Genomic DNA, 19,487 nt, shown 5'->3' on the forward strand with positions numbered 1-19,487 from the left:
CGGGTTGGGCATGATCGACAGGGTCGGCTTTGGCGTTCTAGGCGGGCATTCCGCCGGGCATTCCGCTGGGTGGGGCGCCGCCGGGGCCGCCGGGCATGCCGCTGGGTGGGGCACCGTTGGGGCCGCTGGGTGGGGCGCCGCCCGGGCCGCCCGGCATGCCGCTGGGAGGGGCGCCACCGCCGTCGGGTGGGGCCATTCCGCCGCCGGTCTCTTTGTCGCCGGGGTCGATCGAGATCGTGAGGGTGGCCTTGTAGCCCTCGGCGACCGAGCCGCTCACCGTTGCCATCTCGGTGGCCGCCGAGTCCTCGCCGAACACGTTGTCCGAGGCCAATGTCACCTGCTTCATGTTGGTGACGCTCCGCGTGTATCCGTCGGTGGCGTAGACGGTGTTCGACACGTCCTCGGGGAGCGCGATCTGCGAGGTCTTCACGATCGGGCCGTCGCCGGCCGTGGCGTTCGCGAGCGAGCCGTACACCTCGAAGTGGATGTGCGGCCACCGACCCGAGTAGCAGGCCGGGAAGATGCTGGTGAAGCTCACGGTGCCGGTCGCGTCGGTGGTCTGGATGCCGCGCAGGTAGTTCTGCTCGGTCACGGCGCTCGAGTACAGCGAGTAGTTGCCGTCCCGGTCGCAGTGCCAGGCGTAGACCGCCAGGTCGCCGAGCGGCTTGCCCGCGCGGTCCAGCACCACGAGCGCGAACTCCAGCGGCACCCCGGGCGCCGTGCCCGAGGCGGTGCCGAACGAGGAGCGGATGTCCTTGCGCACGACGCCGTCGAGGGTGCGCACGTCAGGGCCGTTGGAGCCGTCCGCGGGGTACGGGCCGGCTGTCTCCGACTCCACTTCTTTCAGCGTGGAGGAAGAGGAGGAGGGAGTGGGGGAGGTGCAGGCGTTGAGCGCGGCCAGCGCGCCCGCCCCGCCGAGCATGCCGAGCAGATGCCGCCGGTCGAAGCGCAGCCCTTGGTCGTGGACACGGCGCACGAAGGCCGCGTTGTCCGGATCCCGCATTCGGACAGTGAAGCGAATCGACCTGTGGAGAGCCTATGAAAGCTTCTCGACCACGTAGTCGATGCAGGTCGTCAGCGCGGTGACGTCGGTCGGGTCGACCGTGGGGTAGAGGGCGATCCGCAGCTGGTTGCGGCCGAGCTTGCGGTACGGCTCGGTGTCGACCACGTCGTTGGACCGCAGCACCTTCGCGATCGCGGCGGCGTCGATGCCGTCGTCGAAGTCGATGGTCGCGACGGCCGCCGAGCGCAGCGCCGGATCGGTGACGAACGGGGTCGCGTACGGCGAGCGGTCGGCCCAGCCGTAGATCGCGGCCGCGCTCTCGGCGCTGCGCTTCACCGCCCAGGCGAGGCCGCCCTGCGCGTTCATCCAGTCCAGTTGCTCGGCCGCCAGGAAGACCGTGGCCAGGGCGGGCGTGTTGTATGTCTGCTCGAGGCGGGACTGCTCGATGGCGGTGACCAGGTCGAGGAACTGCGGGATGTACCGCCCGGAGGCCTTCACCTCGAAGGCGCGCGAAATGGCGGCGGGGGACATGAGCGCCAGCCAGATGCCGCCGTCCGAGCCGAGCGCCTTCTGCGGAGCCAGGTAGTACACATCTGTCTCGCGCAGGTCGACGTCGAGGCTGCCGCCGCCGGACGTGGCGTCGATCAGCATGAGCGCGCCGGGGTCGGCGCCCTCGACGCGGCGGACCGGGACGGCGACGCCGGTCGAGGTCTCGTTGTGGACCGAGGCGTACGCGTCGACGCCGGCCTCGGCGGTGAGGAACGCCGCCTGCCCGCCGGGAGCCTTGTGCACGGTCGGGTCGGAGAGGAACGGCGCGTCGGCGGCGGCCTTCGCGAACTTGGCGCCGAACTCGCCGAACTCGGCGAACTGGGCCCGGTCGCGGATCAGGCCGAACGTCGCGACCTCCCAGAACGCGCTGGTGCCGCCGTTGGCGAGGATCACCTCGTACCCGTCGGGGAGGGAGAAGAACTCGGCGAGGCCGCGGCGGAGGCGGGCGACTTGGTCTTTCACCGTCTTCTGCCGGTGGGAGGTGCCCATGTACGTGCGTGACACCGCGGACAGCGCTTCGACGCCTTCCGGCCGTACCTTGCTGGGACCCGAGCCGAAGCGGCCGTCGACCGGCTTGATCTCGTCAGGGATGCGGATGTCAGTCACGGTCACACATTATGCGGGAGCCCGCCGTCGAGCTGTCACGCATTATGAGCGGGCCCATCGGCGGCGAGCACGGCCCAGCCGTCGACTTCCTGCGGCTTGCGCGGCGCGGGGCCCACGTAGTGCAGGCTGGGCCGCAGGATGCGGCCGAGCTTCTTCTGCTCGAGGATGTGCGCGCTCCAGCCGGCCACCCGCGCGCAGGTGAACATCGGCGTGAACATCTGCGCCGGCACCTCGGCGAAGTCGAGCACGACCGCCGACCAGAACTCGACGTTGGTGGCGATCACCCGGTCGGGCTTGCGTGCCTGCAGCTCGGCCAGGGCGGCCCGCTCGAGCGCAGCGGCGATCTCGTAGCGGGGGGCGCCGAGCTCGCGGGCGATCTGCCGCAGCACCCGGGCGCGGGGGTCCTCGGCGCGGTAGACGCGGTGGCCGAAGCCCATCAGGCGCTCGCCGCGGTCGAGGGCGCCCTTCACGTACCCCTCGGCGTCGCCGCTGCGCTCGACCGCCTCGATCATGTGCAGCACCCGGGAGGGTGCGCCGCCGTGCAGCGGGCCGGAGAGCGCGCCGATGCCGGAGGAGATGCAGGCGGCCACGTCGGCGCCGACCGAGGCGGCGATGCGGGTGGTGAAGGTGGACGCGTTGAGGCCGTGCTCGGCGGCCGAGATGAAGTAGGCGTCCACGGCCTTGACGTGCTGTGGGTCGGGCTCGCCCCGCCAGCGGCGCATGAACCGCTCGACGATCGTCGACGCCTTGTCGATGTCTTTCTGCGGGACGGCCGGCAGGCCGAGGCCGCGGGCGGACTGGGCGATGAACGACAGCGCGGTCACCGAGACCCGGGCGAGGTCGCGGCGGGCCTGCTCGTCGTCGATGTCGAGCAGCTGCTGGAGACCCCAGTAGGGGGCGAGCATGGCGACCGCGGACTGCACGTCGACGCGGATGTCACCGGAGTGCACCGGGACGGGGAACGGCTCGGCGGGCGGCAGCCCGGGCCCGAACTTGCCGTCGACCAGCAGGCCCCACACGTCACCGTAGGAGACCGTGCCGATGAGGTCTTCGATGTCGACGCCGCGATAGCGCAGTGAGCCACCGGCCTTGTCAGGCTCGGCGATCTCGGTCTCGAACGCGACGACGCCCTCGAGGCCCGGTTTGAAGACGGCGCCGCTAAAGTCGGACAATTGAGACAGTGCTCCCTGCGAAGAAATGCTACGAGTCTTTCATATTGCCCGCTTGATGGGGGCGATGCGATGTGCTCTCGGCGACACCCATCCTCACCGAGCTGACGTAAGGGCCGCTCGGACATACGGTCGTTGAGCGAAAAGTATTCAGGGAGCGCTCGTGACTGTGGAACCCCCCTCGCCCGCGGCCATGCGGCGCGACTACACCGAGCGTGGCCGGTTCCTCGAATCCGACCTCGCCACCAGCTGGACCAGGCAGTTCGAGGCCTGGTTCGCGGACGCGGCGGCCTACGGCCTGCCGGAGCCCAACGCGATGATCGTGGCGACGGCGGGTGCGGACAGTCACCCTTCGGCGCGGACGGTCCTGCTCAAGGGGTACGACGAGCGCGGCTTCACGTTCTTCACGAACTACGAGTCGCGCAAGGGCTCGGAGCTGGCCGCCAACCCGTACGCGAGCCTGGTCTTCCCGTGGTTTCCCATGCAACGCCAGGTGATCGTGGCCGGGGCGGTGGCGCGGGTGTCGCGGGCCGAGACCGAGGAGTATTTCGCCTCCCGGCCGCGCGGTTCCCAGCTGGGCGCGTGGGCCAGCCCGCAGTCGCGGGTGCTGCCCGACCGGGAGGCGGTCGAGGCGGGGCTGGCCGCGGCGGAGGAAAGATTTGGGGACGGGCCGGTGCCGGCGCCCCCGCACTGGGGTGGCCTGAGGGTCGTGCCGGAGACCGTGGAGTTCTGGCAAGGGCGCTCGAATCGCCTGCACGATCGACTGCGCTTCCGGCGTACGGAAAATGGGTCTTGGATTGTGGAAAGGCTGGCCCCGTGAGCCAGGAGGCCGTGGAGGCCACCGAAGAGTTGGTCGAGGAGCGGGAGCGCAAGTCCTGGGTGATCGACACCCGGCCGCTGAAGGTCACCGCCTATCGCCGCATGTGGATCGGCAACGGGGTTTCGTTCTTCGGATTCCAGTTCACCTCGGTGGCGGTTCCGGTCGAGATGTACGCGATCACGCACTCCTCGGCGTGGGTGGGCCTGCTCGGCATCGCCGGCCTGATCCCGCTGCTGATCTTCGGGTTGTGGGGCGGCGCGGCGGCCGACGTGATCGACCGGCGCAAGCTCCTGCTGGCCAGCTCGCTCCTGGCCTGGCTGTCGACGGTCGGGCTGCTGGCGCAGGCGCTGATCGGGGTGAACAGCGGCTGGCTCCTGCTGGCGCTGACCGCGCTGCAGTCGGCCGGCTTCGCGGTGAGCTCGCCGACCCGGCAGGCGATCGTGCCCCGGATCGTGCCGACCGGCCTGGTCCCGGCGGCCAACACGCTCAGCTACACGACCACCACCGCGGGCGGCGTGCTCGGTCCGCTGGCCGCCGGACTGATCTTCGGGGTGGCCTCGACCGGCGCCGGCGTGACGGCGGCCTACCTGGTCGACGCGGTGCTGTTCACGATCTCGTTCTGGGCCACCTGGAAGCTGCCGCCGATCCCGCCGATCGTGCACGCCGAGGACGAGGGGAAGCCCTCGGCCGGCATGCGCGGCATCATCGACGGGCTGCGGTTCCTGACCACCCAGCCGGTGCTGCTGCTCTCCTTCGCGGTCGACATCGTCGCGATGGTCTTCGCCATGCCGCGGGCGCTGTTCCCCGAGGTGGCGGCCGACCGGTTCGGCGGTGGCGCGGCGGTCGGCTGGCTGTACGCGGCGATCGCGATCGGCTCGGTGGTGGCCGGCCTGACCTCGGGCTGGATCGGCCGGATCAAACGGCAGGGCGTCGCGCTGGTCGTGGCGGTGGTCGCCTGGGGCGTGGCGATCGGCTTCTCCGGCTTCGCCCACTCGCTGTGGCTGATGGTGCTGCTGCTGGCCGTGGGTGGTGCGGCCGACCTGGTCAGCGCCGTCTACCGGCAGTCGATGCTGCAGACTTTCGCGCCCGACCGGCTGCGCGGCCGGCTGCAGGGCGTCTTCATCGTGGTGGTGGCCGGCGGCCCCCGCCTGGGCGATCTGCGGGCCGGCGCCACGGCCGACTTCACCGGGGCGACCGGTTCCTGGGCCGGTGGTGGCTTCGTGGCTGCCGGGCTGGCCGTCGTGCTGGGGCTCACGTTCCCGGCGTTGGTGCGCTACCGGCCACCGGTTGACGACCCCGAACGACTAATGTCCCAACCATGACGAGTGTCGTGCCGGCGATATCCGGAACCCAGTGGTCGATCGAGTCGGGCGGCACCCGGGCCGTCATCGTCGAGGTCGGTGGCACGCTGCGCCACTACTCCGTCGGTGACGTGCAGGTGCTGGACGGCTTCGAGGCGGACGAGCTCTCGCCCGCGTCGGCCGGTCAGATCCTGGCACCCTGGCCCAACCGGATCCGGGACGGAAAGTACACGTTCGAGGAGCAGTCCCACCAGCTGCCGCTGACCGAGCCGCCCCGGCACAACGCGATCCACGGCCTGGCCAACTGGTCGCGCTGGACGCCGGCCGAGCAGTCCGCCGACGCGATCACCCTCGAGTACGAGCTGCCCGCCCAGGTCGGCTACCCGTGGTGGCTGACGCTGCGGGCCCGCTGGTCGGTCTCGGCCGACGGGCTGCGCTGCGAGCAGGAGGTCGTGAACAACAGCCCGGGCAACGCGCCGTGGGGGTACTCGGTCCATCCGTACCTGCAGCTCGCGGGCGTCGCGGTGGACGACATCCTGCTGCACGTGCCGGGCAAGACCCGCATCCTGGCCGACGGTCGGCTGCTGCCGATCGGCGCGGTCGGGGTGGCCGGCACCGAGTACGACTTCACCGAGGCCCGCAAGATCGGCGACCTGGTGCTGGACACGACGTTCGGCGAGATCGAGCACGACGCGTCCGGGATCACCGAGGTCACCATCGCCGACCCGGGCTCGCCCGCCAAGGTCGTGGTCTGGGCCGACGAGAAGTTCAAGTACTGGCAGATCTTCTCGGGCGACACCCTGCACGGCGAGCGGTTCCGCCGCTCGGTGGCGATCGAGCCGATGACCTGCCCGCCCGACGCGTTCCGCACCGGCCGCGACCTGATCGTGCTGGCGCCCGGCGAGAGCTGGACCGCGGCGTGGGGGATCAAGAACTGATGGAGTTCGCCGAGGTCGTCCGCAAGCGGCGGATGGTGCGCACCTACGACCCGGACCGCCCGGTGTCGCCGGAGATCGTCGACAAGATCGTCAAGCACGGGCTGCGGGCGCCGAGTGCCGGCTTCTCCCAGGGCTGGGGCTTCCTGGTGCTCACCGAGCAGAAGGACCGCGATCTGTACTGGGCGGTCACCACCGGCGGCGACGCCGAGCCGGTGTGGCGCGGCGACTGGCTGACCCGGATGCGGATCGCCCCGGTAATCATCGTCTGCCTCGCCAACAAGTCGGCCTACCTCGACCGGTACGCGCAGCCCGACAAGGGCTGGACCGACAAGTCCGAGAAGCACTGGCCGGTGCCGTACTGGGACATCGACACCGGGTTCGCGGCGCTGCTCATGCACCTGTCCGCGGTCGACGAGGGCCTGGGCTCGTGCTTCTTCGGCATCCCGGTCGAGACGACGCTGAGCTTCAAGGACGCGTTCGGGGTGCCCGAGGAGTTCAACCCGATCGGGACGCTCACGGTGGGTTACAAGGCCGCCGACAAGAAGTCGCCGTCATTGAAGCGCGGGCACCGCCCGGTGGACGAAGTGGTGCATCATGGCCGATGGGCCGCGCCGCAGTAAGGCTAGGCTGTTTCGCGGAGAGAGGGGGCAACCCGACGTGATCTTCAAAGCGGTCCGGGACGGAGCCCCGTATCCCGACCACCACACCACGCTGAAGGCCTGGGCCGAGATTCCGCCTAGGCCGATTCGCCTGGCCGATCTGATCACCACGAAACGCGAGCTCGCGCTCGACAAGCTGCTGGCCGAAGACTCGACCTTCTACGGCGACCTCTTCCCGCACGTCGTGGAATACAAGGGCGCCCTCTATCTCGAGGACGGGCTGCACCGCGCGCTGCGGGCCGCCCTGCAGCAGCGCAACCAGATCCACGCCCGGGTCCTGGTCGTCGAGGGCTGACCGGTTTGAGTGCGTTCGCCGGCTGACGGCGTGCGAGTGTCGTATCCCCCTCGTACCTTATTGGTATGTCCCAGTCACCGGATGTCGACGAACCGACGAGGGAATATCCGGCCGTCCCCGACGACGAGCAGTCGCCGGCCGCTGTTCCCGATCCCCCACGCAAGAGCATCGTCGCTCGCGTCCTCATCTTCTTCGGCGTGGTCTTCGCGGTCATCGTCGCCGCCTGCTTCGGGCTGCGCTCGCTGAACGTGCTGCCCAGCTTCGACAACCCGTTCGACAGCCAGACGACCGACCGCAGCCAGCCGGTGCTGCTGCAGTCCATGCGCGACCTCAGCCGATACGTGGCGGCCGACGGCACCTTCCAGGTGATCGTCGACCTCCAGGAAGACCGGAAGTACGTCCCCGACTGGCTGCTCAACCGGCGGATCCTGTTCGTCGGCTCCGGCACGGTCGAGGAGTACGTCGACTTCTCCTCGCTCTCCGGCAAGGCGCTCGAGGTCGACAACGAGAAGAAGACCATCAAGATCACCCTGCCGCCGCCGCAGCAGGGCGACGCGGCGCTCGATCTGCAGAAGAGCTACGTCGTCGAAGAGAATCGCGGCCTGCTGACCAGCATCGGCGACGCGTTCAAGAGCGACACCGACAAGCAGCAGCGGGTCTACCAGGCCGCCCAGCAGCGGATCACCGAGGCGGCCCGGTCGAGCGGCCTCGACCAGCGGGCTCGCGACAACACCCAGCGCATGCTGGAGAGCCTGTTCACCCGCCTCGGCTACACCTCGGTGACGGTCGAGTTCACCACCCCGTGAGGGGCGGGCTCGCGCCCTGGCGGGGGCGCGAGCCCCGGCCCGGCCTCACTCGTTGGGCAGCAGGGCCCAGAGGATGAGGTAGATGAGGAACTGCGGTCCGGGCAGCAGGCAGGAGATCACGAAGATCAGGCGGACCACGCCGGACGAGAGTCCGAAGCGGCGGCCCAGTCCGGAGCAGACCCCGGCGATCCAGCGGTCGTCACGGGGGCGGGCGAGGCGGCGGGTCACGGTCACTCACTCCTTCTCGGGTGGTCACGGGCGTGCCCCGCGACCAGGCTCGACGGTAAGGGCGCCGCGACCGGCTTCCCTCGGCCTCCGGACGGAGATGGGCGGCCCCGTTCCCGTAAGGGTGACCCGTACCCGAGAGACACTCGCTGTTAACCTGAACGCCGATTACGGGCCCGGAGTCAAGGCGGTGATAGTTCCGTGACGCTGGCCGTCCTCTCCGCCGGCAGTGGCAATGCCCTCGACCCGAGCGACGCCGACCGGTTGGAGAACGACCTGGTCATCGCGCTGCGGGCGGCAGGCGCTTCCGAGGTGGAGCGCCTGGACGATCCCGCGCGCCCCGGCGACCCGGCACGCCTGCGGGCGATCTCCCGGCGCGCGCACGACGCCAATCAGCGGCTGCTGATCTGCGCCGACAACCTGGTCGCCCACCCCAGCCTGCTCCGCACGCTCGCCACCGAGCCGGGCGGCCGCAGCACCGCGCTGGTCGTGGCCGACCCGGCCGGCGACTTGCGCGACGACCGCGGCAAGCTGCTGGCGGCCGAGCCCGGCGGCGGCACCGTCCGCTACCTCGGCGCCCTCTGCCTCGCCCCGGCCGACCTGCCCACGCTGGAAAAGGTCGCCGACCGCCCCGACCTGCTGGCCGCCCTGCTCGATGCGGGCGTGGTGCCGGTCGCCACCCCGGTGCGGCTGCTGCGGGCCGAGCAGGTGCACACGTCGGCCGAGCTGACCCACGCCCGGGCCGAGGTCGCCGCCGTCGACGAGGACGCCGCGCTCCTGCGTCTGGCCGTCAAGGAGAAGGACGACTTCTTCACGACGTACGCGGTCAGCTCCTGGTCGCCGATCGTGACCCGGGCCGCCGCCCGCCTCGGCCTGTCGCCCACGGCCGTCACCTGGCTCTCGGTGCTGTTCGCGGTGGCCGCCGCGCTCGCCTTCTGGCAGGCCTCGCGCCCCGCGATGATCGCCGGCGGCATCCTGCTCTACCTCGGCTTCGTGCTCGACTGCGTCGATGGTCAGCTGGCGCGCTACACCCGCCGGTTCGGCGCGTTCGGCGGCTGGCTCGACACCATGGCCGACCGGGCCAAGGAGTACGCGGTGTACGCCGGCCTCGCCGCCGGCGCCGAGCGGATCGGCCTGCCGTACGCGTGGCCGCTGGCGATCGCCGCGATCCTGCTGCAGACCGTCCGGCACATGACCGACACCTGGTACGGCGCGCTGCACGACGAGGCCGCCTCCCGGCCACGGTCGCCCGCAGCCGGTGGGGTCGGCGCCCGGCTCAGCGCCGCCTCGAATCGGGTGCAGGGCGAGACCGGCTCGGCGGCGTACTGGCTCAAGCGGATCGTGGTCTTCCCGATCGGTGAGCGCTGGGCGCTGATCGCCGTGCTGGCCATGCTGACCAACGGGCGGGTCGCCCTCGGTGCCGTGGTCGGCGTCGGGCTGCTCGCGTTCGCGTACACGCTGGCTCTTCGCTCGTTGCGGTCGATCTCGATGCGGGTGGGCGTGCTCGACAAGGTCGACACCATGCGGCACCGCGACGACGGGCCGCTCGTGCGTCACCTGCTCGCGTTCCCGGGCGCGCCCGCGCCGCTCGCCTTCGCCGCGCTCGCCGCCGTGGCCTCGCTGGCCCTGGTCGCCGGGCTGCTGTTCGGCCGGCTCGACCCGCCGGCCGAGGTGGCGATCGGGGTCGTGGCGTTGCTGCTGCTCGCCGCCGGCATTCCGGCGAAGGCCCGGCACGACGGCCCGCTCGACTGGCTGGTCCCGGCGTTCCTGCGGGCCGCCGAATACCTCTTCGTGGTCGCGGTGGGACTGGCCGGCCCGGTGCCGCCGCCGGTGATGTTCCTGCTGCTGTTCACGCTGGCCCTGCGCCACTACGACCTGACCGCCCGGATGGAGAAGGGCGCGCCCGGGGTTCGCGGCGGCGCCCTGTTCGGCTGGGACGTGCGGGTGGTGGTGCTGGCCGCGCTCGCCCTCGCCGGGCACGCGACGGCGGCGGAGGCCGGGCTCGCCGCGCTGGTGGGCGGCTCGTTCCTGGTGCACGCGATCGCGGACTGGCAGCGCTCGTGACGTTCCTGAGCATCGTTCTGCCGGTCTACCGGGTCCAGGGCTATCTGGGTCAGTGTCTCGACTCGCTGCTGAGCCAGAGCTTCGAGGACTTCGAGATCGTGGCGGTGGACGACTGCTCGCCGGACTACAGCGGCCGGATCCTGGCCGAGTACGCGGCCCGCGACCCTCGCGTCCGGGTGATCACCTCGCCGTCCAACGTGGGCCTCGGCCTGGCCCGCAACCTGGGCCTCGGGCACGCCCGCGGCGACTACGTCTGGTTCCTGGACAGCGACGACTGGCTGGCCGCCGGCGCGCTCGCAGCGGTGCGCGAACGACTCCGCGCGACCCAGGCCGACCTGCTGGTTGTCGGCTTCGACCGGGTACATGGGGACGGCCGGGTGGAGGGTGGCTCGGCCAAGCGGATCCTCCGGGACGCGCCCCGGGTCTTCACGGCTGAGGAGTGCCCGCAGATTCTGGAGACCTTGCACGTCGCGTGGAACCGGGTGATCCGCCGCGACCTGCTCGCGCGGCTCGGGCTGGCGTTCGAGGCCGGCTGGTATGAGGACGTCTCGTTCACCTTTCCGCTGCTGCTGGCCGCCCGCCGGATCAGTGCGCTGCCGCGCACCTGCGTGCATTACCGGCAGCGGCGCACCGGGGCGATCACCCGCACCGTCGGCGACCGGCACTTCGAGGTCTTCGACCACTGGGAGCACGCGCTCGGCCTCTGCGCCAAACTCGCCGAGCCCGGCGATGTCGTACGTGGCCTGCTCTTCCGCCGGATGCTCTGGCACCTCACACGGGTGCTGCGGCACGATACCCGGGTGCCGCCGTCGTCGCGACGCCGTTTCTTCGCCCGGATGAACGAGATGTATCACCGCCACCTGCTGCCGGCGGGATTTCCGTCGCCCGGCGGCGGCGAGGGGCTCCGCTACCGGCTCGTGGCCCGCGGCTCCTACCGGGCGTTCCGCGCGGCGGAGGTCGCGATGCGCGTGGCACGCTCGGCCCAGGCCGCGCTGAGCCGTACGCGCCGGCGGCTCGCCAAGCGGTCCCGGCAGGCGGCCGGTCGCCTGTACTACCGGCTTCAGCTGCTGCTTCCCGTCGACAAGGGGCTCGCGCTCTACGCCGCGTACTGGTACCGGGGTGTCACCTGTAACCCGGCCGCGATTGCCGCGAAGGCCGCCGAGCTCGTGCCGGAGGTGCGCGCGGTGTGGGTGGTGAACCCGTCGCGGGTGGCCGCCGTCCCGCCCGGCGTCGACCACGTGGTGGCCGGCTCGCTTCCGTACTACCGCGCCCTGGCCCGCGCCCGATTTGCGGTCAACAACGTCAATTGGCCGAACATGATGGTCAAGCGGCGTGGCACCACGCACGTGATGACGCATCACGGCACCCCGCTCAAGATGATGGGGATGGACCAGCTCGACCACCCGGCCTCGGTGAGCGACGTCGACTTCGCCGGTCAGATGCGCCGGGCCGACCGGTGGGACTTCAGCGTCACGGCCAACGCGCACACGACGATCGCGTGGGAACGGGCGTACCCGTGCGCGTACGAGACGCTCGAGGTCGGATACCCGCGCAACGACCGGCTGGCCGGCGCGACCCACGCGGAGGCCGTCGCGATGCGCGAGCGGCTCGGGATCGATCCCGCCAAGCGGGTCGTGCTCTACGTGCCCACGCATCGGGAGTGGCTGCCCAAGGGCACTCAGGTGCTCGACGTGGAGCGGCTGTCGGCCGCGCTGGGACCCGACACGGTGCTGCTGGTCCGGGCGCATTACTTCTATGTCGACGTGGCCCGGACTCCTCGCCCGGTCGGCGCTCGCCGGATCGTCGACGTCTCCGGGTACGGGACGGTCGAGGACCTCTATCTGGCGGCCGACGTCATGCTCACCGACTATTCGTCCGCGATGTTCGATTTTGCAGTCCTTGACAAGCCGTTGGTGATCTACGCGCCCGACTGGCCGGTCTACCGCGAGTTGCGCGGCGTCTACTTCGACCTGATGGCCGTGCCGCCCGGGCCGGTCGCCACCACATATGACGAGCTTGTGGCGATCTTCAACGACGATCGTCGCGACGACGCCGCGCGGGCCGCGTTCCGGGAGCGGTTCTGCTACCTCGACGACGGCGGGGCAGCGGAGCGCGTGGTTCGCCGGGTGTTTCTCGACCAGCGATAGTTTCGGGGTAATCGTTCCGTTACTGTGGGCAAATGGCACGTTCACCCGATGGCGGCATATCGATACTCCTCGTCAAAGTGAGCTAGATCGCCGGCCTTCGTGGGACCGGGATCACTGCGTACTTTCCCGGCAGGAGGTAGAGACGGTGTCCACCGTCTTGCTCAAGGACGTCACCAAGGTCTGGCCCGATGGCACGGTTGCCGTCAATCACGTGAGCCTCGACGTCGACGATGGCGAGTTTCTCGTGCTCCTGGGCCCGTCCGGCTGCGGGAAATCGACGATTTTGCGAATGATCGCGGGTCTTGAGGATCCCTCCGAAGGGGACATCCTTCTCAATGGCGACCCAGTGCTCGAATTGGCGCCGCGTGACCGCAGCATTGCCATGGTCTTCCAGGATTTTGCTCTTTATCCGCATATGACGGTGAATGACAATATTGGCTTTCCGCTGCGTCTGTCCGGTATGGAGCAGAACAACCGGCTCGAGCGGGTCGGCGACGTCGCGAGCGCGCTCGGCATCGGCGACGTGCTCAACCGCAAGCCGAGCCAGCTCTCGGGCGGCCAGCGCCAGCGCGTCGCGATGGGCCGCGCCATCGTGCGCCGCCCCGGCCTCTTCCTGATGGACGAGCCGCTGTCCAACCTCGACAGCGGGCTGCGGGCCGAGCTGCGTGCCGAGATCACCGGCCTCACCCGCGAGCTCGGCGTCACCACCATGTACGTCACGCACGACCAGGCCGAGGCGCTCACCATGGCCGACCGCGTGGCGATCATGCGCAAGGGCATCCTCCAGGACGTCGGCACCCCCACCGAGGTGTACGGGCGGCCGGCCACCCTGTACGTGGCAGCGTTCCTGGGCTCGCCCCGGATGAACCTGCTCGAGGCGTCCGTCTACGTGCACCTCGACCAGTACGTCGCGCTGAACTTCGGCGAGCAGGCGCTGTACCTGCCGTGGAACGACATCCGGGCCCGGGCGGTGGCGCACTACCACGGGGAGCGCATCGTGGTCGGCATGCGGGCCGAGGCGCTCACCCCGGTGGCGCCCGAGGTGCAGGGCGACGTGCTCCGTGGCCGGATCCGCTACCTCGAGCACCACGGGCACGAGTCGCTGGCCTATCTCGACATCGGCGCCACCGCGATCGTGGTCGACGAGATGGGCACCGGCAAGCCCGATCCGGAGCCGAGCGGCGCGCTCCGGCGCTTCGGCGGCGCGCTGCAGAAGCTGACCGGCCGCAACGCCGGCGCCACGGCGGTGCAGACCCGCGAGGAGCGCACCAGCGTGCTCGACCCGGGCCGGCACCACCGCCGGCCGGCCGAGCTGGCCGTGCGTCTGGCGCCCTATCCGGCCGTCTCCCCTGGACACCCGCTCTCGGTGGCGGTGCGGATGGACATGCTCCACTTCTTCGACGAGGGCGGCGCCCGCATCGACGTCGGTTGGCGATAACGCAGGCTTCCCCACTATCTCGCATCTGTTCTGAGAGGCCTCGTGCCACGGGACGAGCACACCGCGTAGGCTGCACGACGGTGGAGGAGAGAATGGGACAGAGCGTGCGTTCGGCGCCGGCTACGGAGTCGACCGTCCTGCCCGGCTCGCCTGCCGACGCGTCCCAGCTTCTCGACCGGCGCTTCGGGCGGGACGAGATCGCCGTGGTGCGGCACGAGGTGTCCGGCCGGCTGGCCGCCGTCGGCCTGTCCGGCGACCGGCTCCAGGGCTTCGTGCTCGCGGTCAACGAGGTGATCACCAACGTCGTGCTGCACGCCGGCGGCCAGGGGCGCGCGGTGCTCTGGCTGGCCGGCGGCTCGGCGTGGTGCACGGTCACCGACTCGGGCCCCGGCATCCCGGCGCGCTACCTGCGGCCCCCCGAGATGCCCGACTCGTTCCAGGTGGGCGGCCGGGGCATCTGGCTCGCCCATCAGCTCTGCGACGAGGTGACGGTGGCGACCGGCCCGATCGGTACCACGATCGGGCTGCGGATCGCTTTGCCACGCCGGGCGACATCCACCTGAAACAGCAGTTTGAACTGGGCGTAAAGGTCACAGAAAATGTGAAGCCGCCCTTCGGTGCTCGCGGCGAGCCGCATGCGACTACATTGGGCGCGTGCTCGGACTACCTCCGCATGTGACGGCATGCCTTTTTGATCTTGATGGCGTGCTCACGCAGACCGCACTTGTGCACAATGCTGCGTGGAAACAGACGTTCGACGCGTTCCTCCAGATGTGGTCAGCACAGCACGGGCAAGAGTTCGTGCCGTTCGACTCCGGCGCCGACTATCACGACTACGTCGACGGCCGGCCACGCGCCGATGGTGTCCGCACCTTCCTGGCCTCTCGCGGTATCACCCTGCCCGAGGGCACTCCCGACGACGGTCCCGACCAACCGACCGTGAACGGGCTCGGCAACAGAAAGAACATCCTCGTCCTGCAGAAGATCAAAGAGGGCGCCGTCCAGGTCTACCAGGGCTCTGTGGAGTACCTCGAGGCCGCACGCGCCGCGGGCCTGCGCCGCGCGGTGGTCTCGGCGAGCGCCAACTGCAAGGACGTGCTCGAGGCGGCGGGTATCGCCGACCTCATAGAGGAGCGCGTGGACGGTGTGACCGCACGCGAGCAAAACTTGCCTGGCAAGCCGGCACCCGACACTTTCCTGTATGGGGCGAAACTGCTGGGTCTTCCCCCGGAGGCGTGTGCCGTCTTCGAGGACGCTCAGGCCGGCGTTGCCGCAGGTCGGGCCGGTCATTTCGGGATCGTGGTCGGCGTGGACCGGGTCGGACAACGTGACGCTTTGGTGGAGCACGGGGCCGACATCGTTGTCACGGACCTGTCCGAACTCCTGACGCGCTGAACCCGTATCAGCGTTTATATCTTTCGACGTCTTTCTCTTTTCATTCGCGAGAGGCACCACCGTGATCCGTGAACGGGCATATCCCGTGGACCCTTGGCACATCCGGGAGACCCGGCTGGACCTGGACCTGCTGGCCCAGTCCGAGTCGGTTTTCGCGCTGGCCAACGGGCACATCGGGATGCGCGGAAACCTGGACGAGGGCGAGCCGCACGGCCTGCCGGGTACCTACCTGAACTCGTTCTACGAGCTGCGCCCGCTGCCGTACGCCGAGGCCGGCTATGGATTCCCGGAGTCCGGCCAGACGATGATCAACGTGACCAACGCCAAGCTCATGCGGCTGCTGGTCGACGACGAGCCGTTCGACGTGCGGTACGGCGAGCTGCGCTCCCATGAGCGCGTGCTCGACCTGCGAGCCGGCACGCTCGAGCGCAACGTCGAGTGGGTCTCCCCGTCCGGCCAGGCCATCCGCGTACGCACCGTGCGCCTGGTCTCGTTCACCCAGCGCGCCGTGGTCGCCTTCCTGTACGAGGTGGAGCCGCTCGACGCCTCCTGCCGGCTGATCCTGCAGTCCGAGCTGGTCGCCAACGAGCAGCTGCCGCCGATGAGCAAGGACCCGCGGGTCGCGGCCGTGCTCGACCACCCGCTGCAGGCCGAGGAGATGCTCGAGCAGCGCACCGGTGGCCTGCTGGTGCACCGCACCAAGGCCAGCGACCTGCGGATGGCCGCGGCCATGGAACACCTCGTCGAGGCGCCCGGCAAGCACGCCATCACCACCGAGGGCCACCCCGACTGGCTGCGCACCACGGTCGCCACCAAGCTCGAGCCGGGCCAGAAGCTACGCGTGGTCAAGCTCGCCGCGTACGGCTGGTCCGGGAGCCGCTCGCTGCCCGCCATCCGCGACCAGGTGGGCGCCGCGCTCGCCAGCGCTCGGCTGGACGGCTGGGAGGGCCTCGTCGAGGCCCAGCAGGAATACCTGGACGCTTTCTGGGACCACTCCGACGTCAAGGTCGAGGGCGACCCCGAGGTGCAGCAGGCGGTCCGCTTCGGCCTGTTCCACACACTCCAGGCCGGCGCCCGGGCCGAGCAGCGCCCGATCGGCTCCAAGGGCCTCTCCGGCCCCGGCTACGACGGGCACACCTTCTGGGACGCCGAGACGTTCGTGCTGCCGGCGCTCACCTACACCCAGCCGGCCGCGGCGGCCGACGTGCTGCGCTGGCGGCACTCGACGCTCGACCTGGCCCGGGAGCGCGCGCAGACGCTCGGCCTGCAGGGCGCGGCCTTCCCGTGGCGCACCATCCGCGGGCAGGAATGCTCGGCGTACTGGCCGGCCGGCACCGCCGGATTCCACATCGGCGCCGACATCGCCGACGCGGTCCGCCGCTACGTGCAGGCCACCGGCGACTACGACTTCGAGCGCGAGGTCGGCCTCGAGCTGCTGATCGAGACCGCCCGGCTGTGGCGCTCGCTGGGCCACCACGACCGGCACGGCCGCTTCCACATCGACGGCGTGACGGGCCCCGACGAGTACACGGCCGTTGTGGACGACAACATCTACACCAACCTGATGGCCCAGCAGAACATGTTCAGCGCGGTCGAGGCGGCCAAGCGCCACCCCGACCTGGCCCGCCAGCTCGGCGTGGACGACGAGGAGATGGCCTCCTGGCGGGACGCGGCGGCGGCCGTGCACATCCCGTACGACCGGGAGCTTCAGGTGCACCAGCAGTCGGAGGGCTTCACCCGGCTCCAGGAGTGGGACTTCGAGAACACGCCGCCGGAGGCGTACCCGCTGCTGCTGAACTACCCGTACTTCGACCTGTACCGCAAGCAGGTGGTCAAGCAGGCCGACCTGGTGATGGCGATGTTCATTCGCGGCGACGCGTTCACGCCGGAGGAGAAGCAGCGCAACTTCGCCTACTACGACGCTCGGACCGTCCGGGACTCGTCGCTGTCGGCGTGCATCCAGGCCATCCTGGCCGCTGAGACCGGCCACCTCGAGCTCGCCCACGACTACCTGGGCGAGGCCGCGCTGATGGACCTGCACGACCTGCACCAGAACTCGCGGGACGGCGTGCACGTCGCGTCGCTGGCCGGCACGTGGATCTCGCTGGTCGCCGGCCTCGGCGGCATGCGCGACTTCAACGGTCAGCTGTCGTTCGCGCCGCGCCTGCCCAGCCGGATCGGCAACCTGGAGTTCTCGATGCTCTGGCGCGGCCTGCGGCTGCGGGTGAACGTGACGGCCGACGACGTGACGTACTCGCTGCGCAACGGCGGCGGCTCGGCCCGCCTCGTGCTGAGCCACCACGGCAAGGAGATCGAGGTGACCCAGGTGAAGCCGGTGACCGTGCCGATCCCGCCGGCGGGCCCGGTCGGCCCGTCGCCGACCCAGCCGGCCGGGCGCGCTCCGGTGCGCCGGGCGCCGCAGGACTGACCGATATTGAAAAGGCCCCCGCGGGAATGCCGCGGGGGCCTTCTTCGGCGGGGCCGTTAAAGCATCGAGACGTGTACGTGGTCCTTGTGAGTGCTCGCGCCGTGATAGGACTTCCAGCCCGTCGCCGGGAACCAGATCTGCTGGAACCAGATGACGTAGTAGATGCCCAGCCGATCGGCGTTACGCACCAGGAACGCCATGAGGTCGTTGCCGTAGTTCTTCATGTCGGTGTTGTGCGCGACCGAGAATCCGCTCTTCTGCAACGACCAGTCGCAGGCCCGGCCCTTCGGGTGCTCGAACGGGCCGCCGTTGCGGTGACAACCGACGAAGCGATTGAAGCCCGCCTTCTTCACCTCTTGGTACATGTGCAATGTACGGGCGGTGATGCAACCACTCGTGGTCGGATCGTTCACCGTGCATTTCTCCGGCGAGAAACCGCCGTCGGAGTTGCGCGGGGCGGGCGCCGCCTCCTTGGACACGGCGTCGACGAAGCCGCCGGTGAGGTTCTTGCCGCCGACCAGCGCGAGCGCCTTGTCGGCCGCGTCCTTCTGCTTCTTCATCGCGACCAGGTTGGTCTGCTGCTGCTTCACCTCGGCGTCGAGCGCGCTCTTCTTCGCCGTGACCTCGTCGATCGCCGCGTTCAGCTCGTGCAACTTCCGGTCGTGCAGGGTGTTGATCTCCTCGAGCGAGACCGCCTTGGCGAGGAAGTCGTCCGACCCCTGGCTGCCGAGCAGGAAGCTCGCGGCGCCGAGGTGGCCGGTGCGGTACTGCTGCGATGCGATGGCGTTGACCTCGGGAATCAGCGCGTCGCGCTTGGCCTCGGCCAGGTTGATCTCGACGGCCAGCTTCTTCTGGGTCGTGGTCGACTTCGCGACCGCGGCCTTCGCCTGTACGAACTTGCGGTTCGACGACTCGAGGATGTCGTTGAGGGTGGAGTTCGACTCGATCTCGTCACCCTTTTCGTCGGGCTGAGCCGACGAGGACGACGACGAGTCGTCGGGATCGGCGCTCGCGGGCGCGGCGGGTGCCGCAAAGAACGAGACAGCCACGAGCGGCGCCAGGGCCAGGGTCAGCCACCGGCGACGGGGGCGTACGGTCATCCAGGTTCCTTCCGGGTTACCGCCGACCGGGTTAGCTGACGGGTTCGGGACGGAAGCGATCCCTACCACGCCTCGTCTTGCGACTCAGCGCGGATACACCCCAAGTAACCATGGGTCCCCGGCTCGCCTCGCGGCGATTGGGCGGCGGCCTGCCGGCGCCTCGGGGGCGGCGCCTTCGGCGGCAGAGCCGCGGGTGAGTTTACCCGAGGTCGCTGAACACTTCAGGACCCAGGAAACGCAAATTCGGTAATCCTTCGGCGACGTTCCGTAAGAAAGTGACCGGCGGTTATCGGGCAATGGCGCAGAGTGCGAGATCTGTCGATCAATCGATATCATGGGTATGGTCGGTCACGGTCCCCGCCCGGGGGCCGCCGCCTAATCGCCTTTCGGCGAGCCGGGGAACCATGAGTTCCATTGGGGTGAATCCGCGCCGAGTCGCAAGACGAGGCGTGGTAGGGAACTTCCGTCCCGAACCCGTCAGCTAACTCGGTCGGCGGCCGACGGAAGGAACAGTTTGTGCGGCACATTACTGTCCGCCGGCGAT

The 19,487-nt window shown here is 69.9% G+C and carries 17 protein-coding genes and 2 riboswitches; of the genes, 12 read left to right on the forward strand and 5 right to left on the reverse strand.

Features of this window, described 5'->3' with window-relative positions; all coding sequences use genetic code 11:
• Positions 1–37: 37 nt before the first annotated feature.
• Genes ACIA5D_RS30095 through ACIA5D_RS30105 form a run of 3 tightly spaced genes read right to left on the reverse strand, consistent with a single transcriptional unit; the run spans position 38 to position 3,330 of the window.
• The gene (locus ACIA5D_RS30095; protein ID WP_396033674.1) at positions 38–1,003 is read right to left on the reverse strand and encodes an intradiol ring-cleavage dioxygenase; all 966 of its coding nucleotides are present in this window, start codon (positions 1,001–1,003) and stop codon (positions 38–40) included.
• 33 nt (positions 1,004–1,036) lie between these two features.
• Positions 1,037–2,164, reverse strand: coding sequence for a phosphoserine transaminase (gene serC, locus ACIA5D_RS30100; RefSeq protein ID WP_396033675.1), 1,128 nt, complete (start codon positions 2,162–2,164; stop codon positions 1,037–1,039).
• 29 nt (positions 2,165–2,193) lie between these two features.
• On the reverse strand, positions 2,194–3,330 hold the full coding sequence (locus ACIA5D_RS30105) for a citrate synthase 2 (RefSeq protein WP_396033676.1): 1,137 nt from the start codon (positions 3,328–3,330) through the stop codon (positions 2,194–2,196).
• A gap of 160 nt (positions 3,331–3,490) precedes the next feature.
• On the opposite strand from ACIA5D_RS30105, the gene pdxH reads away from it, so the two are divergent.
• The 6 genes from pdxH (at position 3,491) to ACIA5D_RS30135 (ending at position 8,146) form a co-directional block, all read left to right on the forward strand.
• Positions 3,491–4,147 (forward strand): pyridoxamine 5'-phosphate oxidase, encoded by a 657-nt coding sequence (gene pdxH, locus ACIA5D_RS30110; RefSeq protein WP_396033677.1) that lies wholly within the window; start codon positions 3,491–3,493, stop codon positions 4,145–4,147.
• Positions 4,144–5,469, forward strand: a complete 1,326-nt coding sequence (locus ACIA5D_RS30115; protein ID WP_396033678.1) for an MFS transporter — start codon at positions 4,144–4,146, stop codon at positions 5,467–5,469. The genes pdxH and ACIA5D_RS30115 overlap by 4 nt, the downstream gene beginning before the upstream one ends.
• A complete protein-coding gene (locus ACIA5D_RS30120) occupies positions 5,466–6,386 on the forward strand; it encodes an aldose 1-epimerase family protein (RefSeq protein ID WP_396033679.1) in 921 nt (306 codons plus the stop codon). Before ACIA5D_RS30115 ends, ACIA5D_RS30120 begins: the two co-directional genes overlap by 4 nt.
• Entirely contained in the window at positions 6,386–7,006 is a 621-nt protein-coding gene (locus tag ACIA5D_RS30125; RefSeq protein WP_396033811.1) for a nitroreductase family protein, read from the forward strand. Before ACIA5D_RS30120 ends, ACIA5D_RS30125 begins: the two co-directional genes overlap by 1 nt.
• 37 nt (positions 7,007–7,043) lie before the next feature.
• Positions 7,044–7,340: a type II toxin-antitoxin system VapB family antitoxin gene (locus ACIA5D_RS30130; protein ID WP_089296050.1), complete on the forward strand. Its 297-nt coding sequence runs from the start codon at positions 7,044–7,046 to the stop codon at positions 7,338–7,340.
• A gap of 65 nt (positions 7,341–7,405) precedes the next feature.
• Positions 7,406–8,146: a DUF4230 domain-containing protein gene (locus tag ACIA5D_RS30135; RefSeq protein ID WP_396033680.1), complete on the forward strand. Its 741-nt coding sequence runs from the start codon at positions 7,406–7,408 to the stop codon at positions 8,144–8,146.
• Between the two features lie 45 nt (positions 8,147–8,191).
• Here ACIA5D_RS30135 and ACIA5D_RS30140 read toward each other — a convergent pair whose 3' ends face one another.
• The gene (locus tag ACIA5D_RS30140) at positions 8,192–8,374 is read right to left on the reverse strand and encodes a PspC domain-containing protein (RefSeq protein ID WP_396033681.1); all 183 of its coding nucleotides are present in this window, start codon (positions 8,372–8,374) and stop codon (positions 8,192–8,194) included.
• Between the two features lie 198 nt (positions 8,375–8,572).
• Between ACIA5D_RS30140 and ACIA5D_RS30145 the strand changes: the two genes are divergently transcribed.
• The 6 genes from ACIA5D_RS30145 (at position 8,573) to ACIA5D_RS30170 (ending at position 17,843) form a co-directional block, all read left to right on the forward strand.
• Entirely contained in the window at positions 8,573–10,435 is a 1,863-nt protein-coding gene (locus tag ACIA5D_RS30145) for a DUF5941 domain-containing protein (RefSeq protein ID WP_396033682.1), read from the forward strand.
• Positions 10,432–12,582 (forward strand): CDP-glycerol glycerophosphotransferase family protein, encoded by a 2,151-nt coding sequence (locus ACIA5D_RS30150; RefSeq protein ID WP_396033683.1) that lies wholly within the window; start codon positions 10,432–10,434, stop codon positions 12,580–12,582. Before ACIA5D_RS30145 ends, ACIA5D_RS30150 begins: the two co-directional genes overlap by 4 nt.
• A 145-nt stretch (positions 12,583–12,727) precedes the next feature.
• Entirely contained in the window at positions 12,728–14,020 is a 1,293-nt protein-coding gene (locus ACIA5D_RS30155) for an ABC transporter ATP-binding protein (protein ID WP_396033684.1), read from the forward strand.
• 92 nt (positions 14,021–14,112) lie between these two features.
• Positions 14,113–14,583, forward strand: coding sequence for an ATP-binding protein (locus ACIA5D_RS30160; protein WP_396033685.1), 471 nt, complete (start codon positions 14,113–14,115; stop codon positions 14,581–14,583).
• Between the two features lie 91 nt (positions 14,584–14,674).
• Positions 14,675–15,415, forward strand: a complete 741-nt coding sequence (locus tag ACIA5D_RS30165) for a beta-phosphoglucomutase family hydrolase (RefSeq protein WP_396033686.1) — start codon at positions 14,675–14,677, stop codon at positions 15,413–15,415.
• A 61-nt stretch (positions 15,416–15,476) separates the two neighbouring features.
• Entirely contained in the window at positions 15,477–17,843 is a 2,367-nt protein-coding gene (locus ACIA5D_RS30170) for a glycoside hydrolase family 65 protein (protein WP_396033687.1), read from the forward strand.
• 56 nt (positions 17,844–17,899) lie between these two features.
• On the opposite strand, the gene ACIA5D_RS30175 is transcribed toward ACIA5D_RS30170, so the two are convergent.
• The gene (locus ACIA5D_RS30175; protein ID WP_396033688.1) at positions 17,900–18,943 is read right to left on the reverse strand and encodes a coiled-coil domain-containing protein; all 1,044 of its coding nucleotides are present in this window, start codon (positions 18,941–18,943) and stop codon (positions 17,900–17,902) included.
• Between the two features lie 3 nt (positions 18,944–18,946).
• Positions 18,947–19,097: riboswitch (cyclic di-AMP (ydaO/yuaA leader) on the reverse strand.
• Positions 19,098–19,305: 208 nt separating this feature from the next.
• Positions 19,306–19,455, forward strand: a riboswitch (cyclic di-AMP (ydaO/yuaA leader).
• Positions 19,456–19,487: the final 32 nt, after the last annotated feature.

The organism is Actinoplanes sp. NPDC051513 (genome assembly GCF_044454685.1).
GTDB lineage: Bacteria > Actinomycetota > Actinomycetes > Mycobacteriales > Micromonosporaceae > Actinoplanes.

Bases quoted from the DNA above. Each gene is read 5' to 3' on its own strand.
- ACIA5D_RS30160 (WP_396033685.1), top strand. From the start codon at position 14,113: ATGGGACAGAGCGTGCGTTCGGCGCCGGCTACGGAGTCGACCGTCCTG.
- ACIA5D_RS30095 (WP_396033674.1), bottom strand. From the start codon at position 1,003: ATGCGGGATCCGGACAACGCGGCCTTCGTGCGCCGTGTCCACGACCAA.
- ACIA5D_RS30175 (WP_396033688.1), bottom strand. From the start codon at position 18,943: ATGACCGTACGCCCCCGTCGCCGGTGGCTGACCCTGGCCCTGGCGCCG.
- ACIA5D_RS30120 (WP_396033679.1), top strand. From the start codon at position 5,466: ATGACGAGTGTCGTGCCGGCGATATCCGGAACCCAGTGGTCGATCGAG.
- ACIA5D_RS30125 (WP_396033811.1), top strand. From the start codon at position 6,386: ATGGAGTTCGCCGAGGTCGTCCGCAAGCGGCGGATGGTGCGCACCTAC.
- ACIA5D_RS30135 (WP_396033680.1), top strand. From the start codon at position 7,406: ATGTCCCAGTCACCGGATGTCGACGAACCGACGAGGGAATATCCGGCC.